The organism is Kutzneria kofuensis (assembly GCF_014203355.1).
GTDB classification, from domain to species: Bacteria; Actinomycetota; Actinomycetes; order Mycobacteriales; family Pseudonocardiaceae; genus Kutzneria; species Kutzneria kofuensis.
The window spans coordinates 200255-225139 of sequence record NZ_JACHIR010000001.1 but is presented as its reverse complement, the minus strand read 5'-3'; the positions used below and the strand labels follow the sequence as shown (position 1 = coordinate 225139).

20 protein-coding genes are annotated in these 24885 nt (G+C 71.6%); 10 read left to right on the top strand and 10 right to left on the bottom strand.

Annotation, left to right across the window (positions count from 1 at the left end; genetic code table 11):
- Nucleotides 1-22 precede the first annotated feature (22 nt).
- Complete coding sequence (locus BJ998_RS01065; protein WP_184857627.1) at nt 23-232, top strand: MbtH family protein; 210 nt, start codon at nt 23-25, stop codon at nt 230-232.
- 56 nt (nt 233-288) lie between these two features.
- On the opposite strand, the gene BJ998_RS01060 is transcribed toward BJ998_RS01065, so the two are convergent.
- The 3 genes from BJ998_RS01060 to BJ998_RS01050 all read right to left on the bottom strand — a co-directional run bounded on the left by BJ998_RS01060 (nt 289) and on the right by BJ998_RS01050 (nt 4280).
- Nucleotides 289-2040 (bottom strand): ABC transporter ATP-binding protein, encoded by a 1752-nt coding sequence (locus BJ998_RS01060; protein ID WP_184857625.1) that lies wholly within the window; start codon nt 2038-2040, stop codon nt 289-291.
- On the bottom strand, nt 2037-3707 hold the full coding sequence (locus BJ998_RS01055) for an ABC transporter ATP-binding protein (protein WP_184857623.1): 1671 nt from the start codon (nt 3705-3707) through the stop codon (nt 2037-2039). The genes BJ998_RS01060 and BJ998_RS01055 overlap by 4 nt, the downstream gene beginning before the upstream one ends.
- Before the next feature lie 240 nt (nt 3708-3947).
- A complete protein-coding gene (locus tag BJ998_RS01050) occupies nt 3948-4280 on the bottom strand; it encodes a histone-like nucleoid-structuring protein Lsr2 (protein WP_184857621.1) in 333 nt (110 codons plus the stop codon).
- 219 nt (nt 4281-4499) lie between these two features.
- Here BJ998_RS01050 and BJ998_RS01045 point away from each other — a divergent pair, with 219 nt between their 5' ends.
- On the top strand, nt 4500-5408 hold the full coding sequence (locus tag BJ998_RS01045; RefSeq protein WP_184857619.1) for a dihydrodipicolinate synthase family protein: 909 nt from the start codon (nt 4500-4502) through the stop codon (nt 5406-5408).
- Between the two features lie 19 nt (nt 5409-5427).
- On the opposite strand, the gene BJ998_RS01040 is transcribed toward BJ998_RS01045, so the two are convergent.
- From BJ998_RS01040 to BJ998_RS01015, 6 genes are all read right to left on the bottom strand, one after another.
- Nucleotides 5428-6123 carry a GntR family transcriptional regulator gene (locus tag BJ998_RS01040; RefSeq protein WP_184857617.1) on the bottom strand — a complete coding sequence of 232 codons (696 nt, stop codon included), beginning with the start codon at nt 6121-6123 and terminating at the stop codon, nt 5428-5430.
- 5 nt (nt 6124-6128) lie between these two features.
- Nucleotides 6129-6878, bottom strand: a complete 750-nt coding sequence (locus BJ998_RS01035; protein ID WP_184857615.1) for a type 1 glutamine amidotransferase — start codon at nt 6876-6878, stop codon at nt 6129-6131.
- A complete protein-coding gene (locus BJ998_RS01030; RefSeq protein WP_184857613.1) occupies nt 6868-8145 on the bottom strand; it encodes a DUF1727 domain-containing protein in 1278 nt (425 codons plus the stop codon). The genes BJ998_RS01035 and BJ998_RS01030 overlap by 11 nt, the downstream gene beginning before the upstream one ends.
- A gap of 182 nt (nt 8146-8327) precedes the next feature.
- The gene (locus BJ998_RS01025) at nt 8328-8924 is read right to left on the bottom strand and encodes a GTP-binding protein (RefSeq protein WP_184857611.1); all 597 of its coding nucleotides are present in this window, start codon (nt 8922-8924) and stop codon (nt 8328-8330) included.
- 32 nt (nt 8925-8956) lie between these two features.
- Nucleotides 8957-9385 carry a roadblock/LC7 domain-containing protein gene (locus tag BJ998_RS01020; protein WP_184857609.1) on the bottom strand — a complete coding sequence of 143 codons (429 nt, stop codon included), beginning with the start codon at nt 9383-9385 and terminating at the stop codon, nt 8957-8959.
- Nucleotides 9382-12267 carry a sensor histidine kinase gene (locus tag BJ998_RS01015; protein ID WP_184857607.1) on the bottom strand — a complete coding sequence of 962 codons (2886 nt, stop codon included), beginning with the start codon at nt 12265-12267 and terminating at the stop codon, nt 9382-9384. Before BJ998_RS01015 ends, BJ998_RS01020 begins: the two co-directional genes overlap by 4 nt.
- A gap of 406 nt (nt 12268-12673) precedes the next feature.
- On the opposite strand from BJ998_RS01015, the gene BJ998_RS01010 reads away from it, so the two are divergent.
- From BJ998_RS01010 to BJ998_RS00990, 5 genes are read left to right on the top strand one after another with little or no spacing between them, the layout of a single operon-like run.
- Nucleotides 12674-13654: an ABC transporter substrate-binding protein gene (locus tag BJ998_RS01010; RefSeq protein ID WP_184857605.1), complete on the top strand. Its 981-nt coding sequence runs from the start codon at nt 12674-12676 to the stop codon at nt 13652-13654.
- A 5-nt stretch (nt 13655-13659) separates the two neighbouring features.
- Nucleotides 13660-14421 carry an ABC transporter permease gene (locus BJ998_RS01005; protein WP_184857603.1) on the top strand — a complete coding sequence of 254 codons (762 nt, stop codon included), beginning with the start codon at nt 13660-13662 and terminating at the stop codon, nt 14419-14421.
- Nucleotides 14418-15155, top strand: coding sequence for an ABC transporter permease (locus tag BJ998_RS01000; protein WP_312889863.1), 738 nt, complete (start codon nt 14418-14420; stop codon nt 15153-15155). Before BJ998_RS01005 ends, BJ998_RS01000 begins: the two co-directional genes overlap by 4 nt.
- 8 nt (nt 15156-15163) lie before the next feature.
- Nucleotides 15164-15907 (top strand): ABC transporter ATP-binding protein, encoded by a 744-nt coding sequence (locus BJ998_RS00995; protein WP_184868336.1) that lies wholly within the window; start codon nt 15164-15166, stop codon nt 15905-15907.
- A 4-nt stretch (nt 15908-15911) separates the two neighbouring features.
- Entirely contained in the window at nt 15912-16727 is an 816-nt protein-coding gene (locus tag BJ998_RS00990; protein WP_184857600.1) for a phosphotransferase family protein, read from the top strand.
- Nucleotides 16728-16757: 30 nt separating this feature from the next.
- Here the strand turns inward: BJ998_RS00990 and BJ998_RS48430 are convergent, their stop codons facing one another.
- Nucleotides 16758-19607: an ATP-binding protein gene (locus tag BJ998_RS48430; protein WP_184857598.1), complete on the bottom strand. Its 2850-nt coding sequence runs from the start codon at nt 19605-19607 to the stop codon at nt 16758-16760.
- 266 nt (nt 19608-19873) lie between these two features.
- On the opposite strand from BJ998_RS48430, the gene BJ998_RS00980 reads away from it, so the two are divergent.
- From BJ998_RS00980 to BJ998_RS00970, 3 genes are all read left to right on the top strand, one after another.
- The gene (locus tag BJ998_RS00980; RefSeq protein ID WP_116180605.1) at nt 19874-20068 is read left to right on the top strand and encodes a hypothetical protein; all 195 of its coding nucleotides are present in this window, start codon (nt 19874-19876) and stop codon (nt 20066-20068) included.
- Between the two features lie 500 nt (nt 20069-20568).
- Nucleotides 20569-21426 carry a GntR family transcriptional regulator gene (locus tag BJ998_RS00975; RefSeq protein ID WP_376775979.1) on the top strand — a complete coding sequence of 286 codons (858 nt, stop codon included), beginning with the start codon at nt 20569-20571 and terminating at the stop codon, nt 21424-21426.
- Nucleotides 21427-21978: 552 nt separating this feature from the next.
- Nucleotides 21979-24849, top strand: a complete 2871-nt coding sequence (locus BJ998_RS00970) for an L-tyrosine/L-tryptophan isonitrile synthase family protein (protein ID WP_184857596.1) — start codon at nt 21979-21981, stop codon at nt 24847-24849.
- Nucleotides 24850-24885 lie beyond the last annotated feature (36 nt).

Here is a 24885-nt window from a genome sequence, read left to right as displayed (position 1 = left end):
CGAGCGTTAGCGAGGTGGGCCAGTGACCAATCCGTTCGAGGACCAGGACGGCACCTACCTCGTGCTGGTCAACGGAGAGAACCAGCACAGCCTGTGGCCGGTGGCCATCGACGTGCCGGCCGGCTGGACCACGGCGTTCGGCCCCGACACCCGGCCGGCCTGCCTCGACTACGTCGAGGCGAACTGGACGGATATGCGCCCGAAGTCGTTGGCGGACGCCATGGGTCAGTAGAACCCTCTGGCCGGACGACCCACCGGGAGATTCCTCCCGGCGGGTCGTCGTGTATTTCAGGCTCTTTGTCCTGACCAGGCCGTCCAGAGCTTCGCGTATTGGCCGCCGGCTGCCACCAATTCCTCGTGCGTACCGGTTTCCACGACGGCGCCGGCATCCAGCACCACAATGCGATCGGACGCCGCCGCCTGTGTGAGCCGGTGCGCCACAACCAAAGCGGTCCGGCCCTCCAATGCCGCGGCGGCGGAGGCTTCCAGCACACGGGAACCGGCGCTGCCGGCGTCGGCGGTCGCCTCGTCGAGGACGGCGATGGGCGGGTCGGCGAGCACCAGCCGCGCCAGGGCCAGCTGCTGGGCCTGCGTGACGGTCAGCTGATGTCCGCCCTCGCCGACCACCGTGGCCAGGCCGTCGGGCAGACCGTCCACCCAGGACAGTGCGCCCACCTTGGCCAGCGCGGTCCGGAGTTCCTCGTCGGTGGCGGACGGCCGGGCCAGGCGCAGGTCGTCGGCCAGCGGGCCGGCGAAGACGTGCACCTCCTGGCTGATCAACGCGACGGCGCGGCGGGTGCCGTCCGGCCCGAGTTCGTCCAGCGGCACGCCGCCGAGGGTGACGGACCCGGCCGACGGCCGGTGGATGCCGGCGATCAGCTTGGCCAGCGTGGTCTTGCCGGCCCCGCTGGCGCCGACCAGCGCGACCCGCGAGCCGGGGGCGACGTCGAGGTCGACCTCCCGCAGCACCGGATGACCGTCCACATAGGAGAATCCGGCGCCCGCGGTCTTCACGGAGGCGTCGACCGGCCGCGCCGGGCGGGTAGGCTCCGCGACGGCCGGCAGGTCGGCGACGCCGATCAGCCGGGCCAGGCCGGCCGCGGCCGCCTGCGCGTCGTCGACGAGCGCCAGTGCCGTGGTGATCGGCCCGAACAGGCTGTGGAAGTACAGCGCGGCGGCGGTGGCGACGCCGACCGTCACGGCGTTCGCCCCGACGAGCAGGAAGCCCATGGCCAGTACGGCGGAAAGCCCGACGAACTCGGCGAGGTTGAGCCGCGCGTAGAACCGCGTCACCAGCCGGACGCCCCGTAGGGCCAGGTCGACCGCGCCGGTGGAACGGTCCCGCACCCGGTCCAGGTGCGTGTCGGCCAGCCGGAAGGCACGCACGGTGGCGGCGCCGCCGATGGTGTCGAGCAGCTGTTGTTGTTGCGTGCCAACGGCTTCGCGCTGGCTGGCGTACAGCGGCTCGGCTCGCGGCACGTACCAGCGCACGGTGTGCAGCTGAAGCGGCACGGCGACCAGGGCGGCCAGCAGGAACCGCCAGTCCAGGACCGCCAGCGCCCCCAACGTCAGCACCACGGTCAGCACCGAGCGGCCCAGCTCGGGCAGCGCCTGCCGGACGGCGTCCGCGACCACCGAGACGTCGTTGGTGACACGGGTGGTGAGGTCGCCGGAGCCGGCCCGCTCCAGCTGGTCGAGCGGCAGTCCGAGGGCCCGCTCGACAAAACGCTCGCGCAGCTCGGCCAGGATCGTCTCACCCAGCCGCGCCACCAGCGACACCCCCAGCGCCGTCGCGGCCGCCGACGCGACAGCAACCACCACCAGCTCGACCACCGGCGTCACCAGCTCGGTCGCCGGCCGGTGGGACGCCACGATGTCAACGACCCGGCCGAGCAGGGGAGCGGTCAGCAGTCCGATCGCGGTGGAGGCGATGAGCATCGTGAACGCCGCCGCCGTACGGCCCTTGGCCCGGCTCAGGAGTTCACCGACGACGGCGCGAACGCGGCGGCCGTCGGCCACGGGAAGGAGTTCGCGGGTCACGCCAGCACCGCCGCTCGGTAGTCGGGTCGCACGGCCAACGCCGCGTGGCTGCCCTGCTCGACGACCCGGCCGTCATCGAGCAGCACGACCCGGTCGGTCGCCGACAGCAGGGCCGGGCTGGTGGTCACGAGGATGGTCGTGCGACCCCGCCGCAATTCCGCCAGGCCGGCCGCGATTCGCGCCTCCGTGACGGTGTCCACGGCGGTTGTCGGGTCATGTAGGACGAGCACCGGGGCGTCCACCGCGAGCGCCCGGGCCAGCGCGACCCGCTGGCGTTGCCCACCGGACAGTGACCGCCCGCGCTCGGTGACGGCCGTGGCCACGCCGTCGGGCAGCGCGCTTGCGACCTCGTCCACGGCGGCCGCGGTCAGCGCCTCGTCCACGCGGGGCCCGGTCGACACGTTCTCGACGATCGTCCCGGCGAACAGGTCGGCGTCGTGCGCGGCGACCAACACCACCTCGCGGACGTCACTGGGATCCACAGTGGACAGATCGACCGAGTCCACCGACACCGTGCCGGCAACGGGGTCCGCCGCGCGGCCGAGGCAGTCGAGCAGATCCGTCGCCGCGGCGGGATCGGTGGCCACCACACCGAGCAGTTCTCCGGGCCTGGCCTCGAATTCGACGTCACGCAGCGCGCCCCGGCTCAAGCCGGTGACCCGCACGTGCCCGGCCGCCGGCTTCGGCAACGACGCTTCGCCGGAACCGACCGCGGGCGGAGCGTTCAGGACGTCGGCAATACGGCCGGCCGAGGCGCGAGCCTGGGCCAGTTCGCCGTTGACCCACGAGAACAGCGAGAACGGCGTGATCAGGTACTGGGCGAGGCCCACCGCGGCGACCAGGTCGCCGACGCTGATCGAGCCGGCCGCGGCGAGGTTGCCGCCGACGAGCGCGACCACCGCGATGAAGATCCCGGTCAGCGCCAGCAGCGCCCCGTTGTGCCACGCCTGGGCCCGGGCGGCGCGCAACGTGGCCCGCAGCGAGTCCTGGCTGGTCCGGCGGTACCGGTCGATCGCGGCGCGCTCGGCGCCGATCCCCTTGAGCACCCTGATTCCGGCGACGAGGTCGGCGGCGACGCCGGAGGCGAACGCCGACCGTTCCTGCTCGGCCTCGCTGCGGCGCTCCAGCGGCTTGCCGATCAGGTGGGCCACGTACAGCATCGGCGGCGTGCCGAGCAGCACCAGCAGCCCGAGCGGCACGGACCGGGTCAGCAGCACGATCGCGGTCACGAGCAGGCCGGCGAGGCCGGCGACGCCGAACGGCAGCACGCCGTTGACCGCGCCGACCCGCTTGGCGTCCGAGGTGCCGATGCTGACCAACTCGCCGGCGAGGTTGCCGGTCTCGGCGCCGCCGGCCGGGTGCAACACGCGCCGGGCCAGGTCCAGCCTCAGTTCATGGGCGGTGCGTTCGGCGGCCCGCTCGGCGAACCGCGCGCCCCAGCGGTAGCTGGTCGACAGCGCCGCGAACAGCAGTCCCAGCACCGCGAGCCAGACCACCAGCGTGAGCGCCGAGGCGCCCGCGACCGCCTGGTCGATCACCACGCCGATCACCACCGGCACCAGCGCCTCGCCGCCCTGGTGGCCCGCCGTCAGCAGCGATGCCAGCGTCACCGACCGTCGCTGTCCGGCGATCGAACGGCGGAGGACGTCCCGTCCGGTCGTGCTCACCCGCGCCTCCCTCTCCCGTCGTGGGTAAGGTGAGGCTATACTAAGTTCGACGGCTGGGAAACGTGACCTATCAACGATTCCGGGAAAGGTTCGCGTATTCGCTACGCCGTGTCGGGGGGGTGCAGGGGGGCGAAGCCCGCCCTGCCTGGGGTGTGGGGCGTGAGCCCCACAAAACACATTGAGAGCGAGGTGTGCCCTGGCGGCTTCATGCCAGGGCACACCTCGCCCATCCACTCGCTCTCAATGCGCGGCCTGGAAACGTGTCACCAGTTCGGCCGGGATCCGGCCGCGGTCGGAGATCTTCTCGCCCTGGCTGCGCGCCCATTCCCGGATGGCCTGGTTCTGCGCCTTGTCGCCGGTGCGTCCGGCGGGCCGGCCGATCGCGCGTTGCTTGCGGCCGCCCACCCTGCGCGCCTTGTCCACATAGGCCGACAGCGAATCCCGCAGGCGTTTCGCGTTCTCCGTCGACAGATCGATGTTGTACTCGACACCGTCCAGGCTGAATGCGACGCTCTCCGCGGCAACACCGCCGTCCAGATCGTCGACGAGTTCGACGATCGTCTTCTGTGCCATGGTTGCTCCACCTGACGTACGACCATTAACTGACGCTCATTCCCACCGTATCGCATGGATGGCGGTTTTGGAGCGCGGACGCGGGGTGAATACCTCGGATAGGTGCATGTGAACGTGCATGTGAACGTGTGTCGCAATGCGCCATTCGACGTCCCTTATTGCCGCCGCCGGCCTGGTCGTCTATGTTGGTATACCAGATACCAACGCGAGAGGACCGTGATGCTGGAGGACGTCAAGCGGGCGTTGCGCTCCGTGGTGATGATCACCGTCACCCCGTTCGACGCGGCCGGAGAGGTCAACGCCCCCGGCTACCGGTCGGTGCTGCGGCGCACCCTGGACGCGGGGATCGACGTGGTCACGCCGAACGGCAACACCAGCGAGTTCTACTCGCTCACCGCCGCCGAGCGGGACCGGGCTCTGGAGCTGACCGTCGAGGAGGCCGCCGACCGGGCGCTCGTGGTCGCCGGCGTCGGCTACGACGTGCGGACCGCCGCAGAGTCGGCGCGCAAGGCCCGTGACGCCGGTGCTCAGGCGATCATGGTCCACCAGCCGGTGCACCCCTACCTGTCGGCCGCCGGCTGGGTCGACTACCACCGGGCCGTCGCCGACGCCGTGCCCGAACTCGGCGTCGTCTGCTACCTGCGCAGCCCGCACATCCCGGCCGGGGCCCTGGCCGAGCTGGCCCGCGTCGCCCCCAACTTCGTCGGCGTCAAGTACGCCGTGCCCGACCCGGTCGCCTTCGGCCAGGCCGTCACCGTCGTCGACGACGCCGCCGGCGCCGGCCGGCTGGTGTGGATCTGCGGGCTGGCCGAGACCTGGGCCCCGTTCTTCTGGCCCGTCGGCGCCGAGGGCTTCACCTCCGGCCTGGCCAACGTGACCCCCGAGCTGTCGCTGCGGCTGCTCGCGACCCTGCACACCGGCGACCGCGACGGCGCCATGGCGCTGTGGCGTCAGCTCAAGCCGTTCGAGGACCTCCGCGCCGCCAACGGCAGCGCCGACAACGTCACCGTCGTCAAGGAGGCCCTCGCCCAGCTCGGCCTGTGCGCCCGCACCGTGCGCCCGCCGATCAGCGAACTCCCCACCGCCGGCCAGGCGGAGGTCGCCGACTGGCTGAAGTCGGTGAACTGAGGACATCGGCCACGCGTGATCAGACCGCTCCGACGACGTCCGCGGCTCGCTGGCCCGACAGTTCTATGTGCTGTCGGGTCAGCCTCTGCGCCGACTCGGCGTCCCCGGCCTCGACGGCCTTGAGGATGCGCTCGTGCTCCACGTGCTCCTCGCGCCAGGTCGGCCAGTGCGGCCACAGCAGGCTCACGGCCGCCAGCGCGGCCAGGTCCCGCACGCCGTCGAGGCTCGCCACCACGAACTCGTTGCCACAGCCGGCATACAGGGCCCGGTGGAAGTCGCGGTTGGCCATGCTCAGCTCGCCGTGATCGACGGTGTCCAGATGCGCGGCCGACCGGGCCAGCGCCGCCCGCGCCCGCTCGACGGCGTCGTCGAGACCGAGCCGGGTGGTCGCGGCGACGGCCCACGGCTCCAGCAGCAGCCGGACCTCCTGGATCTTGCGCAGGTCGTGGCCGTCCAACAACCGCACGGAGGTGCCGCGGCTGGGCGTCAACACGACCAGGCCGCCGGCCGCCAGCATGATCAACGCTTCCCGCACCGGCGTCTTGGACACGCCCAGCTCGGCCGCCAGCCGCCGCTCCACCAGCGTGTCCCCGGGGCGGATCCGGCCGGCCAGGATCGCCGACCGGATGGACTCGGCCACCAGGTCGGCGCGGCTGGCCACCGGGCTGAGCGGACTCAGCCCGAGCGACGGCAGCGTCGGTCGGGACTCGGCCACAGCCGTCAGAACCGGAGCAGCCGCTTGCGCCGGTTGGCCAGCGCCTGCACGGCCCGCTTCCGCTCGTCCCGCAGCTTCTCGATCACCGGGATGTCCAGCGGCGCCAGCGGCTCGCCGACCGCCCAGCTCAGCAGCAGGTCCGCGAACGCGGGGTTGCGGGCCAGCACCGGGCCGTGCATGTACGTGCCGACCACGCGGCCCGCGTACGCCCCGTCCGCGCCGTCGCCGTTGCCGGTGCCGTAGACGACCTTGGACAGCGGCTTGGCGTTCGGCCCGACCTTGGTGTGCCCCTGGTGGTTCTCGAAGCCGGTCATCGTCGCTGTGAGCAGCGCCGGGTCCGGCGTGGTCAGCAGCTCGCCGACGGCCCGGGCGGCGGTGCCGGGCGTGGTCCGCACGTCCAGCAGGCTCAGGCCCCGGTGCGTGACGCCGTCGGTGCCGGTGAAGTCGTGGCCCAGGATCTGCAGGCCGGCGCAGATGGCCAGCACGACCGCGCCGCGGGAGGCCGCCTCCTGCATGCCGGGGTTGGCGGTCAGGTGCGCGACGGCCAGCGTCTGCGCCCGGTCCTCGCCGCCGCCGAGCAGGTAGAAGTCCAGCGAGTTCGGCACCGTCTCGCCGACCGCCAAGTCCACGATCTCCGCCCGGTATCCCCGCCACTCCAGCCGCTTGCGCAGCACGGTGGCGTTGCCGGAGTCGCCGTAGGTGCCCAGCACATCCGGCAGCACGAGGCCGATGCGCACGACAGAGTCACGAACCATTGCTCAACCCCGACTTCAGGTCCCGGAACGCGGTGTAGTTGGCGACCAGTTCGACGGCGCCGGGCGCCACCGAGTCGATCGCCTGGTACGGGTCGGGCACGTGGGTGTGGGCCACGTCCGCGTAGGTCAGCCGCACCGCCAGGTCCGCCGACCGCTCGCCGGTCGCGATCACCGTGCGGCCCTGCAGCTTCTCGAACGGCACGTCCCACAGCCATGACTTGTCCCGGCCGTCCGCCTCCCGGCCGTTGATCGCGATGATCACCGGGTGGTCCGGGCTCTTGGCCAGCAGCGGCAGCGTCTCCGCCCAGCCGGCCGGGTTCTTGGCCAGCAGCAGCCGCACGATCCGGTCGTTGCGGTGCAGCGTGGTGTACCGGCCGCCGACGCCGGTGATGGTGCGGATCCGCTCCAGCGCCGGCCGCAGCGGCACCCCCAGGTGGGTGGACGCGGCCAGCGCCAGGGTGGCGTCGGCCTCGTTGGCGCTGCCCGGCAGCCGCAGCCGCAGCTCGAAGGACTCGCCGTTCGGGCTGGTCATCTTGCCGTCGGCGACCGACCAGCTCGGGGTGGGACGGGCGAAGCCGCAGTCGCAGTACCAGTCGGTGGCGCCGCCGTGCACCCGCATGCCGCAGCGCGGGCACGAGGTCGAGTCGCCGCGCCAGTTGCCGCCCGCGCTCACCCAGATCGTGTTGTCGGCGTCGATGGCGGCCGAGGTGACCAGCACGTCGTCGCAGTTGGCGACCACGGTGGTGTTGCGCAGCCGGGCGATCGCGGTGCGCAGGTTGCGCTCGGTGTGCCGGACCTCGCCGACCCGGTCCATCTGGTCCCGGCTCAGGTTCAGCAGCACGATCACCGCCGGCTGGACGGCGTCGGAGATCTTCGGCAGGTAGTTCTCGTCGATCTCCAGCACGCCCACCGGCGCGGTCTGGTCGGTGGACAGCGCCGCGACCAGGCCGTCGGGCATGTTGGCGCCGCTGTGGTTGGTGGCCACCGGCGCGATCACGCTCATCGCCTTGGCCAGCATCATGGTCGTGGTGGTCTTGCCGTTGGTGCCGGTGACCAGCGCGACCGTGCGGTCCCGGCACAGCCGGGCCAGCGCGTTCGGGTCCAGCGCCAGCGTCACGCGGCCGCCGATGATGCCGCCGCCACCGCCCGCGACCTTGGACAGCCGGGCCGCCAGGTTGCCCGCCGCCACCGCGGCCGCCGTCCGGGTCGGCAGCTCGCCGTTCAGGTGGCTGGACGACACGTCCAGACCGGTGTTCCTGGGATCCATCGGCCACCCATCATCACGACAGCAAGATCTTAAGCACTTCTCAGACTACGTGTTTCGGGACGTGCCACCGCAACGGGGGTTGCGTCCCCGGCGCCCCGACACACCGCGGGGCCCGCTACGGCACATCGTGCCATGCGGGCCCCGCGAAACCCGGCGTCCACGCGCCGGACACCCTCAATCCGTCACGCGCGAACGGTCATCCACTTGCGCATCGAGTGCTCGACCAGCGTGATCAGCGTCTGCTTGGTCGACTCCCGGTTGCGGGCGTCACACGTCACGATCGGCACCGACTGGTCGATCGTCAACGCCTCCCGCACGTCGTCGATCCGGTGGTGCAGCATCCCGTCGAAGCAGTTCACCGCCACCACGTACGGCAGCTGCCGGTCGTCGAAGAAGTCGATCGACGCGAACGCGTCGGCCAACCGCCGGGTGTCCACCAGCACCACCGCGCCGATCGCACCCCGCACCAGGTCGTCCCACATGAACCAGAACCGGTGCTGGCCGGGCGTGCCGAACAGGTACAGGATCAGGTCGCTGTCCAGCGACACCCGACCGAAGTCCATCGCCACCGTCGTGGTGACCTTGTTCGGCGTCGCCGACAGGTCGTCCACACCCAGACTGGCCTCGGTCATCACCGCCTCGGTCGTCAACGGCACGATCTCGGACACCGACCCCACGAAGGTCGTCTTGCCGACACCGAACCCGCCCGCGACCACGATCTTGGCCGACGTCGTCGCCTGCCGGGCGACCTGCGCGCCCCGGCCCTGTCCTGATTCCACTCGGCTCCAGCCCTCTAGAACCGCCGCGTCGCTCACCTGCGCGCCGCGGCCAACTGCAACTGCTCCCGCAGCTCGGGGGTGAGCTGCTGGCCGACCCGTTCCACCAGCCTGGCCATGGCGTACCCGACCAGTCCGATCTCGCAGCCGGGCGCCGCGAGCACGGCGAGGCACGACCCGTCGCTGATGGACATCAGGAAAAGATACCCGCGCTCCATTTCGACGACCGTCTGGTTCACCGTTCCGGCTTCGAAGCAGCGTGCGACCCCTGCGGCGAGACTCACCAGACCGGACGACACCGCCGCCAGCTGCACCGCGCGATCCCGCGGCAGACCGTCGGTCGCGGCCAGCACGAGGCCGTCCGCGGAGACCACGACGGCGTGCGCGACGCCGGCGACGCGGTCCACGAAGTCGTCGATGAGCCAGCTGAAGTCGGCGATCTCTTGGTCGGACGGGGAACTCACGACTGCTCCTTGCCTTGCTCGGGTGCCGGCCCGAAGGACGACGGCTGGGTGTAGCCGGCGTCGATGGCCTCGTCGGGGGCGGACGTCGGGGCCGAGTGCCGGCCGAGGCTGACCCCGTGCTGGTAGGTGGACATCCGGTTGCGCAGCGCGTCGGGGGAGCGGCGCGGCATCGCCGGCGCGGCGCCCCGGGCCGACACGGCCTGCGGCCGCGGCGTGGCCGAACCCGGCACGAGCTGCGACTTCGGCACCCGCTTGGGCAGGCCGGCCTCGGTGACGGCGTCCGGCTCCTTGGCCAGCAGCGTGTTGGCCGCCGCCCAGCCGTCGTCGCCCGCGGAGTGCCAGCCGTTGCCGTTGGTCTCCGGTACTTCCGTGGCCTCGACGGTCTCCGCGGGCTCGGGGGCCGCCGGGGTTTCGGCCGTCTGCTCGTCCTCGGCCCGGGGCGTCGGCACGGCCTGCTCTTCCGTGGAGGCCTTGTCGCCCGTGGGCACCTGGAACCACTGGGACAGCACTTCCTGGTAGATCGGCAGCCGCTCGGTCGGCGGGTCGTCGTAGTCGAAGCGGCGCTGCGGCGTCGGCCACGGCTCCACGCTGCTCGCCGGCGTCACCTCCGGCTCGGCCGGCGGAGTCTTGCGGCGCGGCGCGAACAGGTCGACGGACTCCGTCACGCCCGGCTCGGCCGGCGGGTTGGTGAGGATCGGCGGCAGCTGGCCCGGGGTCCACTTGGGTAGGCCGACGATGTCCTGCGGCAGGTCCGGCTCGGGCAGGGGAGTGCGCTGGGTGGCGGCGGCCGCCACGGTCGGCGGCGCGGCGGGCGGCGTCGGCACGGCGTCGGCCACGTCCACCAGCGTCGCCGGCACGATCACGTGCGCGGTGACGCCGCCGTCGATGTCGGCGTTGTCCCGCAGCCGGACCTTGATGTCGTGCCGCTTGGCCAGCTGCGCGACCACGTACAGGCCCATCTGCCGGGACGCGGTGACGTCCACCTCGCCCGGGTCGGCCAGCCGCGCGTTGGCGGCGGCCAGGTCCGCCTCCTGCATGCCGACGCCGCGGTCGTGGATCTCGATGGCCACCTCGCCGCGGCGCATCCTCGCCGACCGCACGGTGACCTTGCTCGTCGGCGGGGAGAACGCGGTGGCGTTGTCGATCAGCTCGGCGATCAGGTGCGTGATGTCGTTGACGGCCCGGCCCTGGATGGTCAGGTCCGGCGCGGGGGCGACCTGCACCCGGGCGTACTTCTCCACCTCGGACACGGCCGCGCCGAGCACGTCGGACACCGGCACCGGCTTGGTCACCCGGCGGGTCAGCGTGGTGCCGGCCAGCACCAGCAGGTTCTCGCTGTTGCGCCGCATCTGCGTGGCCAGGTGGTCCAGCTCGAACAGGCTGGCCAGCTGGTCGGGGTCCTGCTCGTCCTGCTCCAGCCGGTCGATCACGCCGATCTGCCGCTCCACCAGCGCCTGGCTGCGCCGCGACAGGTTGACGAACATCGCGTTCACGTTGCCGCGCAGCGCCGCCTGCTCGGCGGCCAGCCGGACGGCCTCCCGCTGCACGGCGTCGAACGCGCGGGCGACCTGGCCGACCTCCTCGGTGGTGTGCACCGGCACCGGCTCGACCGGGTCGCCCTCGGCCTCCCGGTCCCGCATGATCCGCTCGATCGCCGCCGGCAGCTTGGTCCGCGCCACCTCCAGCGCGCTGCGCCGCAGCACCCGCAGCGGGACCAGCATCGAGCGGGCGACGAACACCGTGATCGCCAACGCGATCAGCAGCGACAGCAGGACCAGCGCGCTGTCCCGGAACGCGTCTCGGCGGGCGGACCGGACCAGGGTGCGCACCACGGTGTCGGCCTGCTGCTGGATCTGCCCGACGACGCGGGTGAACAGCGCGGCGGTGGTCGTGGTCAGCGCCTGCACGTCGGCGGGTCGCACGGTGACCTGGCCGGTGCCGTCGCCGGACTGCACGAGGGCCAGCTGCACGACGCGGTTGCGCTCGTCGACGTCCGGGCCGCTGATGGTGTCCTGCACCAGCTGCCGGTTGTCGGCGTCCGCGGCGTTGGTGAAGTCCTCCATGTCGGCCGCGAACCGGGACTGGGCGGCGCGCAGCTGGTCGACCAGATCGGACGGGAACTGCTTGTGCAGGCCCGCCGACACCACGATCGTGCTCTGCAGCCGCAGCTGCTCCTTGGCGTCGGTCAGCGCCTGCACCGAGCTGTCCAAAGGCGACAGTTGAGGATGACTCACGTTGGTGGCGGCGACCCGGACGATCTCCAGCAGGGCGTCGATGACCTGGGTGTACGTGGTCAGCGCGGCGACGTCGGGCAGCCGGGTGGTGACCACGCTGTTGCGAAGCGAGGACAGCTCGTCCAGCTGCTCGACGGCGTTGTCCACGGCGTCGCGCACCGGCCCGGAGACGCTGGCCTGCTCGCCGCGCAGCGCGTCGGCGGCGGTGTCCACCGGCCCGAACTTCGGCGGCTGGTCGACGCGGCCGGCGGCGATGTACGCCACAACCGAGTCACGCTCGGCCTGCAGCAGGTCGACCACCTTGGCCGCCTGCCCGGCCACCGCCAGCTGCTGGCGCTCGTCGCCGTACTGGCGGGCGTCGTCGAGCTGGCTGGACAGCCGCAGCCCGGCCAGAGTCAGCGTGCTCAGCGCCGGCACCAGCAGGATGACCACCAGCTTGCGGCCCAGTTTCCAGTTGCGCAGCCGCCAGCCCGAGGACTTGCCGCCCGCGGCGACACCACCCGCCGACCCGTCGTCACCGGCGTTCACGTCGACACCAGCACCGGCGGCGCGGCCCGCGTCGGAGTCGCTGTGCCGGCGCTGGTCGAACTCAGCCTCATCGGCCGGACCACGCACGGTCAGCACTCCCCCACGGTCAGCTCGGTCCATCGCCGAAGGTGGATCTTGGAGTGCGTCAGGCTCATTCCGTACCGCCGATCGGAGTACTGGAGACGACAGTCACGCGCATCGTGGTGCCTTCGGGCCAATCTGATCAAGCATTCGGGGGTCTGGACGGCGGTGGCGACCGGTCGGGATGATCCTGCACCGTGTAGGGGCGGTGACGGGTGGTAGTGATGCCGCGGCAGGGGAGGAAGAATTGGCAACTACCGCACAGTGACACTTCCTTGGCTCGCTCCGTCAGGTGACATCCGCGCCCGTGATTGAATCACGCAGGGTGTTCGGTCGGCTACGGTGGTCGCCGTTCCGGGTCAGATCTGCCCGTGAATGGGTCATTCCCTTCACAACCTCACCCCCGAGTACCGCTCAAAACTGTTGATTAAAGGAGAGTCCGCCGATGGCTACCCGCGCCACTCGATGGGCCACCGTGATCGCCGTCACCGCCATGACCGCGAGCGGATGCAGCCTGCTCAACGGTGGCGGCGCCGACACATCGGCGCCCGCCGCAGGCCACGCGAAGATCAATGTCGGCATCATCGCCACGGTCGACGACGCGCCGGTGAAGCTGGCCCAGGCCAAGGGTTACTTCACCCAGGAGGGCCTCGACGCCAACGTCAAGGTCTATCCCTCCGTGACCCAGACAATGCCGGCACTGCAATCCGGCGAGATCGACGTCACGCTGATGAACTATGTCTCCTTCTTTCAGGCCGAGGCGGCCAAGACGATCGACGCCAAGGTCGTCTCCGACGCCTACCAGGGCACCCCCGACTCCCTGGTGCTGCTGGCCAAGCCCGACTCCGGCATCCGCACCCCGAAGGACCTCGCCGGCAAGAAGGTCTCCGTGCACTCCAAGGGCAACATCGTGGAGCTGCTGCTCAAGGCCGTGCTGCAGGACAACGGCGTCGACCCCAACTCGGTCACCTACCTAGAGGTGAAGTTCCCTCAGATTCCCGCCGCGCTGGCCAACGGGCAGATCGACGCCGGCGGCGACCTCGAGCCGTACATCACCCAGGGCGAGCAGCAGTTCGGCGTGCAGCCCACGTTCAAGATCGTGACCGGCGCCACGGACAACATCCCGCTGTCCGGCTACGTGGCGTCGAACAAGTTCATCGGCGCGCACCCCGACGTGGTGGCGGCCTTCCAGCGGGCGATGGTCAAGGCGCAGAAGGCCGCGGCCGACCGCAGCGCCATCGGTTCCGTGCTGCCCGACCTGACCGGCGTCGACAAGCAGACCACGTCGCTGCTCAAGCTCGGCGTGTTCCCGACCTCGGTGGACGCCACCCGGCTGCAGCGGGTGGTCACGTTGATGAAGACCTACGGCTACCTGCAGCAGTCGATGGACGCGAGCGGCCTCGTCGTGCCCACGCCGAACAGCTGACGATCGTGCCGTTCGTTCGCAAAGTGGTCGGGCTGGTCGGCTTCCTGCTCGTGTGGGAGGCCGCCAGCCGGCTGTCACTGGTCGACGACCGCGTGCTGCCGCCGCCGTCCGATGTGTTGGTGCGCTTCGGTTTGCTGTTCACCGACCAGCGCTTCGTCGCCGGCGCGATCTCCACCGTGCTGTCCTGGCTGATCGCCCTGCTGTGCGCCACCGGCATCGGCGTCGCGCTGGGGCTGCTGCTCGGCTCGGTGCCGGTGCTGCGGCTGATCAGCATGCCGGTGGTGGAGTTCCTGCGGCCGCTGCCGGCGGTCGCGCTGATCCCGCTGGCGATCGCGCTGCTCGGCACCGACGCGCAGACCAAGATCGTGCTCGCCGCGTTCGCCGCGACCTGGCCGATCCTGCTCAACACCAGCTACGCGCTCGGCGAGGTCGACCCGCGGCTGGTGGAGACCGCGCGGTGCTTCCGGGTCAGCCGGTGGCGGCGGCTGGTCGGCGTGACGCTGCCCAGCATCGGGCCGTTCGTGGTGACCGGCGTGCGGATCTCCGCGTCCATCACGCTGATCGCCGTTGTCGGCACGGAGTTTCTCGCCGGCGGCAGCATCGGTCTCGGGCAGTACGCGTTCCTGCAGGGAACCAGCGGCGGCCGAATGGACGTCGTGTTGGCCGCGACGGTGTTCGCCGGGTTGTTCGGGTGTCTGGTGAACGCCGGATTCCTCGCCGTACAACGGCGTTGGGTGTCGTGGGGCAGCGGGGAGGTGGCGGCGTGAACGGCTGGATCCGCGCCGGCGTTCTCCTCTGCGCGCTGCTCCTGTGGCAATTGGTGTCGGTGGAAGTCGGCAATCCGTACTTCCCACCACCGCTGCGAATCGCCGAGGCCGCCGTTCGGTTGTGGCCGTCCGAGCATTTCACCCTCGACGTGCTGCCGAGTCTGCTTCGGGTGCTCGGCGGTTGGGCCGCGGCTTCCGTGCTGGGCATTGTGATCGGCGTGCTGCTCGGCCGTTCCCGGGCCGCCGCCGACTACTTCGAGTTCGTGTTCACCTTCCTGCGCACGCTGCCGCCGCCGCTGCTCGTGCCCGTGTTCATGCTGATCTTCGGCATCAGCACGGAGATGGAGGTGGCCACCATCGTGTTCGGCGCCGTGTGGCCCGTGCTGCTCAACTCCGTCGACGGCGCCCGGTCCGTCGATCCCGTGATGGCCGACACCGCCCGGGTGTTCCGTCTGTCCCGCCTCCGGTGGCTGTTCGGTGTCGTGCTGCCGGCCGCCGGGCCGAAGATCTTCGCCGGGCTGCGGGTGAGCCTGTCGATCGCGCTGATCCTGATGGTGATCTCGGAGGTCGTCGGCGCCACCAGCGGCATCGGCTACCAGCTCGGCACCGCCCAGGGCGCGTCCGACCTGCCCGGGATGTGGTCGTGGATCGCGCTGATCAGCCTGCTCGGATACCTACTCAACAGGGGGTTGCTCGCCGTGGAGCACAGGGCGCTGGCCTGGAGCCGGTCGTGAGCGTGCCGATGCTGGACGTGGTCGGCCTCGGCCACACGTACGGGTCCGTGGACGCGGTTTCGGACGTGTCCTTCGCCGTCGAGCCGGGGGAGTTGGTCTGCATCGTCGGGCCGTCCGGCTGCGGCAAGTCCACGCTGCTGCGGTGCATCGCCGGTCTGCTGCCGCCTTCTCGGGGCACTGTGTCCCTGCACGGCGACCGCGTTTCCGGTGTGCCGTCGGACCTCGCCGTGGTGTTCCAGGACTACAGCCGGTCCCTGCTGCCCTGGCGCACCGTCTTCGGCAACGTCGAGTTCCCTCTCCGGGATCGTGGTCTGTCCACTGTGGAACGCCGATCGCGGGTCGAGGAGGCCCTGTCCTGGGTCGGGCTTTCCGGTGCTGCGTCGAAGCATCCCCATGAGCTGTCCGGCGGCATGCAGCAGCGGGTGTCCATCGCCCGTGCCCTGGCGTACCGGCCCGCTCTGATGCTCATGGACGAGCCCTTCGCCTCCGTCGACGCCCAGACCCGGGCCGATCTGGAGGACCTTGTCCTCCAGGTTCGGGCCTCCGCCGGCATGACCGTGCTGCTGGTGACCCATGACATCGACGAGAGCGTCTACCTGGCCGACCGGGTGCTCGTCCTGTCGCCGTCGCCTGCTACCGTCGTCGAGACGCTGAAGGTCGATCTGCCTTCGCCTCGTGACCAGATCGCCACCCGGGGGAGCGATGCCTTCGTGCGGCTGCGCACCGAGATCGCCCGGTTGATCCGGCGGTAGTGTCGTGGACGACCTCCTGGAGATCGCCGACGCCCTGCTGCCCGGCGTCCGCCTCGACTCCGCCTCCGTGGCTGCCGACGGCAATATCCATGACGTGTTGCTGATCCCCGGCGTCGCCGCCGTCCGGGTCAGCAAACGTGCCCTCGCCGCTGCCACCATGCCTCGTCACGTCGAGGTCCTGCACCTGCTCGCCTCTTCCGACCTCCCTTTCCAGATTCCCGAGCCGCTGACCCCCGTCACCATGTTCGGCGACCGCGCCGCCGTGGCGGTCTCGTGGATCGACGGCTCGCCCCTTCCACCAGGCGTCGGTTCCGTGGAGCAGATCGCCTCCGTCCTGGAAGCCGTCCGCTCCGTTGAGTTGACTCCTTCCCTGCTTCGCGCCTTGGACGGCCGCCCTTCCGGCCGTCACTGGTCCGCGATCGTCTTGGAGGACGTGGTCCCTCGCCTTCCGGCCCGTTGGCAGTCCGAGGCGCTGCGCCGCCTGGACGCCGCCCTCGCCCTGGATCCCGTGCCGGATTCCTTGGTACATGGCGACCTTGGCGGCTCCAACGTCCTCTGGTCCCCTTCCGGCCAACTCGTCGGTGTTCTCGACTGGGACATGGCCATGCCCTTCGACCCCGCCATCGACGCCGCGCTGATGGCCTGGCACGGCTGGGACACCGTTCGCCGAGCCGTTTCGTCCGACACCTACCACCGCGCCCGCACCTGGGACGCCCTGTTCGGCGTCGGCCACCTCGTAGCCACCTTGAACGGCCGCCCCATGACCAGCCCCGACGGCTTCGTGCGGGCGGTAGTCCCGTGGCTGGAACAAAACGCCTGACGCCGGCCCCGCTTCACCCGGCCCCGTCGCCTAGTCCACGGTGGACACGGGGTGGTGCGCGGCCTCGCGAGCGATCTCGCTGCGGGAGTGGGCGGCGAGCTTGACCAGGATGTGCGAAACGTGGGTCTGCACGGTTCGGCGCGACAGGAACAGGGCCGCGGCGATGTCGGGGTTGGACCGGCCCTGGGCGACCAGGTGAGCGACACGAAGCTCGGTGGGGGTGAGGCTCTCCCAGCCGGTGGTGGGACGAGCGCGCCGGCCGCGTTGCCCACGGCGAACGCCGTAGGGACGCGTACGGGCATCGGCGCGGCGAATGTCCCAGTCGGCGCGCAACTCGGTGTAGACCTCGATGGCCTCCGCCAGCGACGAACGGGCCCGCACCAGATCATTGGCCTCGCCGAAAAGCACGGAGGCGTCCTCCAAGGCGTGGGCCAACTCCAGACGACGACCGGCGGAACGGTAGTGCTCGGCGGCGGTGAGCAACCGCTGCGGATCCCGTTCCAGCAAACCCTGGCACCGGGCGGCGGCGGCATCCTTCACCCGCATCGGCGCCTCGTCGGCCTCGGCCTGGCACTGCTGCGTGGCGGACAACGCGGTCTCCCGGTCGCCGGCGGCCAGGGCCAGGCGGGTGAGCTCGGGGAGACACATATATCTGACGTTCATCTCCAGCGCGGTTCCGGGACTGAGCAGCACCGGCGCCAGCTCGGCGACGGCCTGACCGGGCAGACCGTCCCGTTCGCACGCCAAAGCCCGGGCCAACAACACATAACCGGCATTGCGCCGGTCGTCGGCGATGGCCAGCGGCTCGGTCCGAACGGCCTTCAGATGCACGGCGGCAGTGGTGCGGTCATCGCGATGTCCGGCGATCAGGGCCAACAGCCCGTGCAGGGTGAGGAACGAATACCGTCCCTCGCTCAGCTCGGGAATCGACTCCAGCTCGCTCAGCGCGTCGTCCCACCGGCCCAGCAGGAAGTAGTGCGCGGCCATCATGACGTGCACCTGCGTGAACCGGGCGGCGCCGGCCTGCTCGGCCAGCCCCCGGACGAGCGTGATCCGCTCGTCGATGCCGTCGGTCTCGTCCAGGTTGACGTCGGCGACGATCCGGTTGCACAACAGCAGCAGCCGCAGGTCCAGATGCTCACGGTCGTCGCCGAGCACGGTCAGCGCCTGATCGATCAGCGCCCGGTTGCCGCGCTCGTCGCCGACGAAACTGCGGTCCAGGGACATCACGTGCAGGCCCATGCCGACGGCGAACCGGTCCGGCGCGGCCTGCCCGGCCCCGATCGCCTCGCTGGCGGTGGTCAACGCGGTGGCGGTGTCCAGGTCCACGGCCTGCACCAACGCCGTCAACGACAGCAGCCGAGCCCGCCAGCCGGGTGCGAGATCGGCGGCGAGGCCCTGGGCCAGCACCTCCAACGCCTCGGCGGAACGGCCGGTACGCAGCGAGGTGTACGCCAGCACCCAGCTCATCTCGGCGACCCGATCCGGGTCGGTGGTCCGGCTCAGCACCTGGCGGGCCTGCTGGGCGGCGTCGGCGTTGCGGCCCATGCCGGCCAGCGACGTGGCGAGCCAGCTGGCGAACACGTCCCGCCGCGGATCGTCGGACCCGACCTGGTCGATGGCCCGCCGCAGCAACTCGATCGCGGTCTGCGGGGCCCGGTGCGTCAGGATCGACGCGGCGCCGGCCAGCCAGTCGAGGAACCACTCGTCCTCGCTGCCGGCGGCCGGCAGCAGCTGCTCGGCGACCTGCGAGGTCGGCGCGCCGGAGTCGGCCAGGGCCCGCGCGGCCTCCCGGTGCAGCGCGGTCCGCACGGCGACGGGAGTGCCGTCGTACAACGCCTGCCTGATCAGCGGGTACCGGAAGGCGAGGTGGTTGCCGGCCTCGGTGATCACGCCGGCGCCGACGGCCTCGGCCAGCAGCAGGGCCAGCTCGGACGCCGGCTTGCGGGACACCACGGCCAGGTCGTGCACGGCGAACTCGGCGCCGAGCAGGGACGCCGCCCGCAGCGCCTCCGTCGTCTCGTCGGACAGGAAGCCCAGCCGGTCGGCGATCGCGGCGGCCAGCGACGCCGGCGCGCTCCAGCCGACGGCCCGGCCGGCCAGCTCGGTGACCCGGCCGCTGACGCGGATGGCGTGCTCGCGCAGCAGGGCGTCGACCAGCTCGGTCAGGTAGCCCGGGTTGCCGGCGGCCCGCTCGGCCAGCCGGGCCAGCTCCGGCCCGACCTCACGGCCACCGGTGCGCACGGCGATCAACTCGGCCACCTCGTCGGCGGCCAGCGGTCGCAGCGCCAGCTGCACGCCGCCGCGGGCGGAGGAGCTCCGCCGCAGCTGGTCCAGCTCGGTGCGCCGCGGCACCGGCCGGTACGCGCCGACCAGGAGTAAAGGAAGCTGCTCGGTGGCCCGGGTCAGCCGGTGCCAGACGTGCAGGCTGTTGGTGTCGGCCCACTGCAGGTCGTCGAGCACCATCAGCACGGGTTTGGCCTCGCACGCCCGGTCGACCAGGGCCAGCAGCTGCTCGGCCGCCCCGAGCACGGGGTCGCCGGTGCCGGTGACGCCGGGGGAGTGCTCCTGGCGCAGCAGCCGGATGATGTCGGCCCGCCACGGGTCCTCGGCCCGGCCGACCACGTCGAGACAGTCCAGCACGGCGCGCAGCGGGAACGGCTGGCCGAGCTCGTCGGCGGCCGCCCAGAACACCTCGCAGCCCAGGTCGCGGGCGGTGCGCAGGCCGGCGGCGAGCAGCGCCGACTTGCCGATGCCCGGGTCGCCCTCGACCAGCACGGACTGGCCACGCCCGGCAACGACCTCCCGCAGCAGCCGACCGAGCAGGGCGACGTCGGCGTGCCTTCCCACGAAGGTCTCCGTCGCCGCGGTTGGGCCCATGCTGTGAGGGTAGACGGATCTTGAGCCGCGCCGCTTCTCCACCACCCGGACGCCAGCTCTCACCGGTTCGTGTGCGGAGCGTGGTGGCGCGTGTCACTTGCCGAGAAGCCGGTTGCCCTGCGTCACCACCCCTACGAGTGGCAGTCACAATTCTCCGCCGGTTGGCGGATGTCCTTGACGGCGCATGCGCGGATGGTAATCGTTGTGGCGGCTGCCACACCTCAACAGAGCAGTTGAGGGGCGAACTCGGAAGGCGGTGAGCACGGATGGTGCTCTCGGTACAGCACCCCGATGCCACTCCCAGCGGCGAGCGCGGCCTGGAGGCCCTGCTCGACTCGTACCACCACGTCGCCGCGGATGTGCTGAACGCGCACGTCCGGGCCGGTGAGCACTGCCAGGACTGCGGTCAGGTCTGGCCCTGCGCGCCGGTGAACTCGGCGGCGTTCGCCCTCGACCTCTAGGCCGTCACCGGCACTGGGGGAAGCCGGGCCGAGACCGGGAGGATCGGCTCGGGGGCTGCGCCGGACGACGCAGCCCAGGGGGAGCATCGACTGATCGCGGCCGCGCCGGAGCCACGGCGCGGCCGTCTTCGGTGCGTACGCGTGGAGAAGCGCGTCACACCCACCTGGACCATTCGTGCACACTTTCGGTGCCGGGTGGCCAAGCGCACGCAGCCAACCAGTGGGAACATCCGGACATCGCTACCGCTGCGCCCGGACGTGGCCGTAGCGTCGCTGCCGTGGGCACGGGCATTTCGCTGCATCCGATCTGGTGGGTCGAGCAGAACGAGACCGAACTGGCGATCCAGGTGACGCACCCGGAGGGCGCGCGGTTCGCCGACCGGGCCGTCAGCGAGGCCGGCGCGGAAGTGAAGGTCGAGCTGGCGACGCTGGCCGAGGCCGGCGGTTCGACCAAGATCGACGCCGCGCTGTCGACGCTGCGCGTGCGCCTGCGCGAGCCGATGGCCGACCGCCGCCTGGTGATGCTCGTCGACGGTGAGCCGATCACGGCGGCCCGCGTCAACCCGACCATCCAGAACCTGTCCACCGACCCCGCCGACCCGGCCCAGCACCGCGCCGGCGAGCCGGTCCGCGCCGGCATCCCCGAGGACGGCCGGGTGCCGCGCTACTACGCGGTGAAGACGCAGTTGCTGGAGCTGACCGGCAAGCTCGGCGAGGGCGCGGCGCTGCCGTCCGAGCGGGAGCTGGCCGAGCGCTTCGGCGTGGCCCGCATGACGCTGCGCCAGGCCGTCTCCGAGCTGGTGCTGGAGGGCAAGCTGCAGCGCCGCCACGGCAGCGGCACCTACGTGATGCCGCCCAAGCTGGTGCAGCCGCTGTCGCTGGTCAGCCTCTCCGAGGGGATCCGCCGGCAGGGCGCGACGCCCAGCCGCAAGCTCGTCACGCTCGAACACCTCCCCGCCGACCCGACGCTGGCCGCCGACCTGCACATCGAGCCGGGCGACCTGGTGCTGCACATCGAGCGCACGGTCGAGGCCACCGGACAGAACGTCGGTCTGGAGTCCACCTATCTCGCCGCCGCGCGGTTCCCGTCGCTGCTGGACGTCTTCGACCCGGCCACCTCGCTGCACAGCTGCCTGGCCAACCGCCTCGGCGTGGTGTTCGCCGAGGCCGAGGAGCGGGTGGAGACGGTGCTGGCGACGCCCCGGGAGGCGAAGCTGATCGGCACCAACCCGGCGCTGCCGATGCTGCTGCTGCACCGCCGGTCCCTCGACCCGGACGGGGTGCCGATCGAGCGCGTGCGGTCGCTGTTCCGCGGCGACCGGTTCAGCTTCAGCACCCGGTTGCGGCCCGAGGACTGATTCACGTCACGAGCATTCAACCCGGCCGGGCGTGTCAATTCGGCATGACCGGATGACGATGTTTACCGTTCGCGCGCAGTGGGTAAGGGCGGCGCGTGCCCTTTACGGTGGTCGGTTCGCGGCCGGTTCGTCCTGACGGCGGTTTCCGGGCCCGGTGCCGACCCGATCGGGTAATTCCCGTGCGCCCGAGCGGTCGCGGCTTGCCCGGGCGGGGCCGTCCGTATCATCGTGACGGTTGCCGTGGCAACAACCGGGGCGACGGCAGACCGGCGGATTGTAGAAACCGGCGGTGAATGCGGTGTGAAAGCCGGGGGCAACGTTACCCCCGCCGGCGGGAACGTATCCCGTGAACCCGCGGCCGGACATGGTGCGGTCCGTCGCGGCGGCATGTCAAGCTCGCTTACGAGGCGAGTGATGTAGATCACGTAACACCCGAAAGAGGCGCTCCACGCCGACAGGTCCTCGATATACTCGGCTGCAGTGCCGCGAATTCCGGGGACCAAGAACCGCGGCTGAATATGTGGAGAGCCACGTGTTCGTTAGGGCCCTGGTATGAGCATGTTGGACGGAGCCGCCGCCCCGCGAGCGGTGCCCCGCCTGGTCAGCGACGGCTGCGCCGAGCACCTCGCGGTGGCGGCCGGCTGGCGTCGGCTGGCCGAGCTGGTGCGGCGCGACGCCGAGCTGCGCCTGCACCTCGCGCTGCGCCCCCCGCACGACCTGTCCGCGGATCTCGGCGACGGCCCGCAGCCGCCGCACCCGCGCGCGTCCGACCAGGTCCGCATCGTGTCGCTGGCCGCGCTGCTCGACCGGCGCGCCACCGACGAGCGCACGCTGCTGGAGCAGGTCATCGCCAACCAGCACGAGCCGATGGACGCCCTGGACTTCGTCGTCGAGCACTTCGTCCGGCCGGTGGTCGCGGTGTGGCGGGCCCTGCTGGACCGGCACGGGCTGGTGCTGCTCGACCTGGGCGCGGACAGCGTCAGGTTCGAGCTCACGCCGGGCGTGCGGGCCACCGGCCGCGTCGTGGTCACCGATGTCGCCGGGCTGCGCGAGGCCGCCGACGTCGACGCGCTCGACGTGGACCGGGCCGCCCGCGCCCTGCACGGCGCGCTGAGCACGCTCGCCGCCGGCTTCCAGCAGGCCAGCTTCGACGGCCGGCAGTACAAGGGGCGGGCCGTGCGCGCCGCCGTCGAGTCCGTGCTGGCCGCCGAGCTGCGTTACCTCACGCCCGAGACCGCCGATCTGCTGCGCGGCGACCACCCGCTGGACCGGCACGTGCACTCAGTGCCCGAGGAGCAGGACCGGCTGCTGCGGGAGGTGCTGCGCCGGGTCGAGGAAAGCTCGGCCGCGCGCCGGCGGGACCCGTCGTTGCCGGCGCCGGCCGTGGTCATCGACCTCGACCTGTGTGGACTGGTGCCGAAGGCCCGCACCCTGCACGCCGCCCGCACGCTGGCCGGTCCGCGCGAGGGTGCGCCGCAAGGCATCCCGGAGCTGGCCCGGCCCGACACGCTGCGCGCGCTGCCGTCGTACTCGAAGCCCGCCTGGGACCGGTTCCTGGAGGTGTCCGGGGTGGCCGGGCGCTACCCGAACGTCGAGTGGGACGACGTGCACGCCGAGTTCTGCCCGGCGTTCTACCGGCCGTGGGAGCGGCTGCGCTCCGACTCGCTCGCCCCCGGCCTCGTCCGCTTCGTCCGGGACGTGGAAGACGCCGGCGGCGAGGTCGTGTTCAACACCGGACGGCGCGACCGGGTCCGCGAGCACACCACCGCCGTGCTCGCCCGGGGCGGGCTGAACCACGTCCGGCTGCTCACGCTGCCCGACGACCGGGTGCGGCCGATCGCCGAGCTGAAGGTGGAGAACCTGCGCCGGCTCGGCGGGCTGGACGTGGTCGCGGTGTTCGACGACCTCACCGAGAACCGCCAGGTGCTCCGGGATTCCTTCCCGGCCGCCATGGTCATCGCCGTGGAGGCCCCCGGCTTCGCCAGCGACCGCGTCCCCGGCTGCCCGCCGCCGGACGGCGCGCCGCTGATCGCCACGTTCGAACGCCTGCCCCGGCAGGCCGGCGGCTCCACGCCCGCCCTGTCCCACACCCATTCCATCGCCGAGTTGCAGGTCAGTGAGCTCTCCGTCGGGCTGCCGGCGCGTGGGCACGCGGTGAACCTGTCGGTGGCGCAGACGCTGTCCGTCATCGACCGGCTCGTCGCCGAGGCGGACGCCTCCGCCCAGCGCACGGCCGCCGCCGCGCCCGGCCACCTGCGGTCGGCACTGTCCACTGTGTCCGATCCGCTGGAACGGACCGTGTTGCTGTTGCACCACGTCTTCATGCGCAAGCAGTTCCACCGCGGCTCCCGCGCCACCTACACCCCGGAGATGGCCCGCAACGACCTGATGCCGTTCCTGCGGCGTGACGCGCCGATCCAGGTTGTGGTGCCCGGGTTCCCGGTGAAGCAGAGCCAGAGCGGGCTGAAGGCGTCCGGGGTGCTGCCGGACCTGGCCGAGCTCGGCGTGCTGGTGCGGCTGCGTGAGCTGCAGCAGACCGTGAAGTGCCTGTACAAGCCGGGCCTGCGCATCACGGTGCTGACCGACGGGCACCACTTCCGGCCCCGCCCCGCCGTGATCGTCGAGTCCTACCTGCGCAAGCTCAACCAGTACCTGCGGCTGGTCGGCGGCCAGGACTTCCTGGAGTTCGCCGACATCGACGACGTGGCCCGGCGCAAGATCGGCTCCTCGCTGGACAGCGAGCGGATCGTGCTCATCGAGTACTACCAGAACGCCTTCCGCAAGGCGTTCGAGGAACTCGACATCGCGTCCGACCCGATGGGCGTGCTGTCCCGGGTGCCGCTGCTGGACCCGATGGCCGAGCACACCCCGGGCGGGCTGGCGTTCCGGGACATGTTCCGGTCCATCCTGCACTCGGTGGCGCTGGACGTGCCGGCCGGCAAGGACCGGATGTCCTGGGCCCGCGCGGTATACGCGGACCCGTACCAGCTGGCCGACCCGGCGACCCCGACCGAGATCGTCCGGGCCCGCAAGCAGGTGCTGCGGCAGGCCTGGAGCGACACCGTGCGGTACCTGTCCGCGGTGCTGACCGACCGGGAGCTCGGCTACGACGCCCTGTTCGAGCACCGGGTCCGCCTGACCGTCAGCATGCCCTCGCCCGGCCGGGTCGGCTTCGCCGCGCTGGGTGGGTCCGCGCTGCTGCCGTGGCACGGGACCGCCGCGATCGACGAGAAGGGCACGCTGTCCACCGACTTCGCGATCTGGCTGTACGACCAGGGTTTCGTGCCGGTCTACTCGCCGGTGCTGGGCTACCGGCAGCCCTGGCTGATGGCCCCGGTCACCTCCACCGCCGTGGTCGACAGCGCCCGCGGCGCCCAACTGGTGCCCGAGCTCCTGGACGGCATCCACCTCCGCCGCAAGTGACCCCCCGCGAGTCACGCGCTCAGACACCCCGAATGT

Excerpts from the sequence above, each read along its gene's own strand:
- BJ998_RS01050 (WP_184857621.1), bottom strand. The coding sequence starts at position 4,280 with ATGGCACAGAAGACGATCGTCGAACTCGTCGACGATCTGGACGGCGGT.
- BJ998_RS01045 (WP_184857619.1), top strand. The coding sequence starts at position 4,500 with ATGCTGGAGGACGTCAAGCGGGCGTTGCGCTCCGTGGTGATGATCACC.
- BJ998_RS01035 (WP_184857615.1), bottom strand. The coding sequence starts at position 6,878 with ATGGTTCGTGACTCTGTCGTGCGCATCGGCCTCGTGCTGCCGGATGTG.
- BJ998_RS01030 (WP_184857613.1), bottom strand. The coding sequence starts at position 8,145 with ATGGATCCCAGGAACACCGGTCTGGACGTGTCGTCCAGCCACCTGAAC.
- BJ998_RS01015 (WP_184857607.1), bottom strand. The coding sequence starts at position 12,267 with ATGGACCGAGCTGACCGTGGGGGAGTGCTGACCGTGCGTGGTCCGGCC.
- BJ998_RS01010 (WP_184857605.1), top strand. The coding sequence starts at position 12,674 with ATGGCTACCCGCGCCACTCGATGGGCCACCGTGATCGCCGTCACCGCC.
- BJ998_RS00995 (WP_184868336.1), top strand. The coding sequence starts at position 15,164 with ATGCTGGACGTGGTCGGCCTCGGCCACACGTACGGGTCCGTGGACGCG.
- BJ998_RS48430 (WP_184857598.1), bottom strand. The coding sequence starts at position 19,607 with ATGGGCCCAACCGCGGCGACGGAGACCTTCGTGGGAAGGCACGCCGAC.
- BJ998_RS00980 (WP_116180605.1), top strand. The coding sequence starts at position 19,874 with ATGGTGCTCTCGGTACAGCACCCCGATGCCACTCCCAGCGGCGAGCGC.
- BJ998_RS00975 (WP_376775979.1), top strand. The coding sequence starts at position 20,569 with ATGGCCGACCGCCGCCTGGTGATGCTCGTCGACGGTGAGCCGATCACG.
- BJ998_RS00970 (WP_184857596.1), top strand. The coding sequence starts at position 21,979 with ATGAGCATGTTGGACGGAGCCGCCGCCCCGCGAGCGGTGCCCCGCCTG.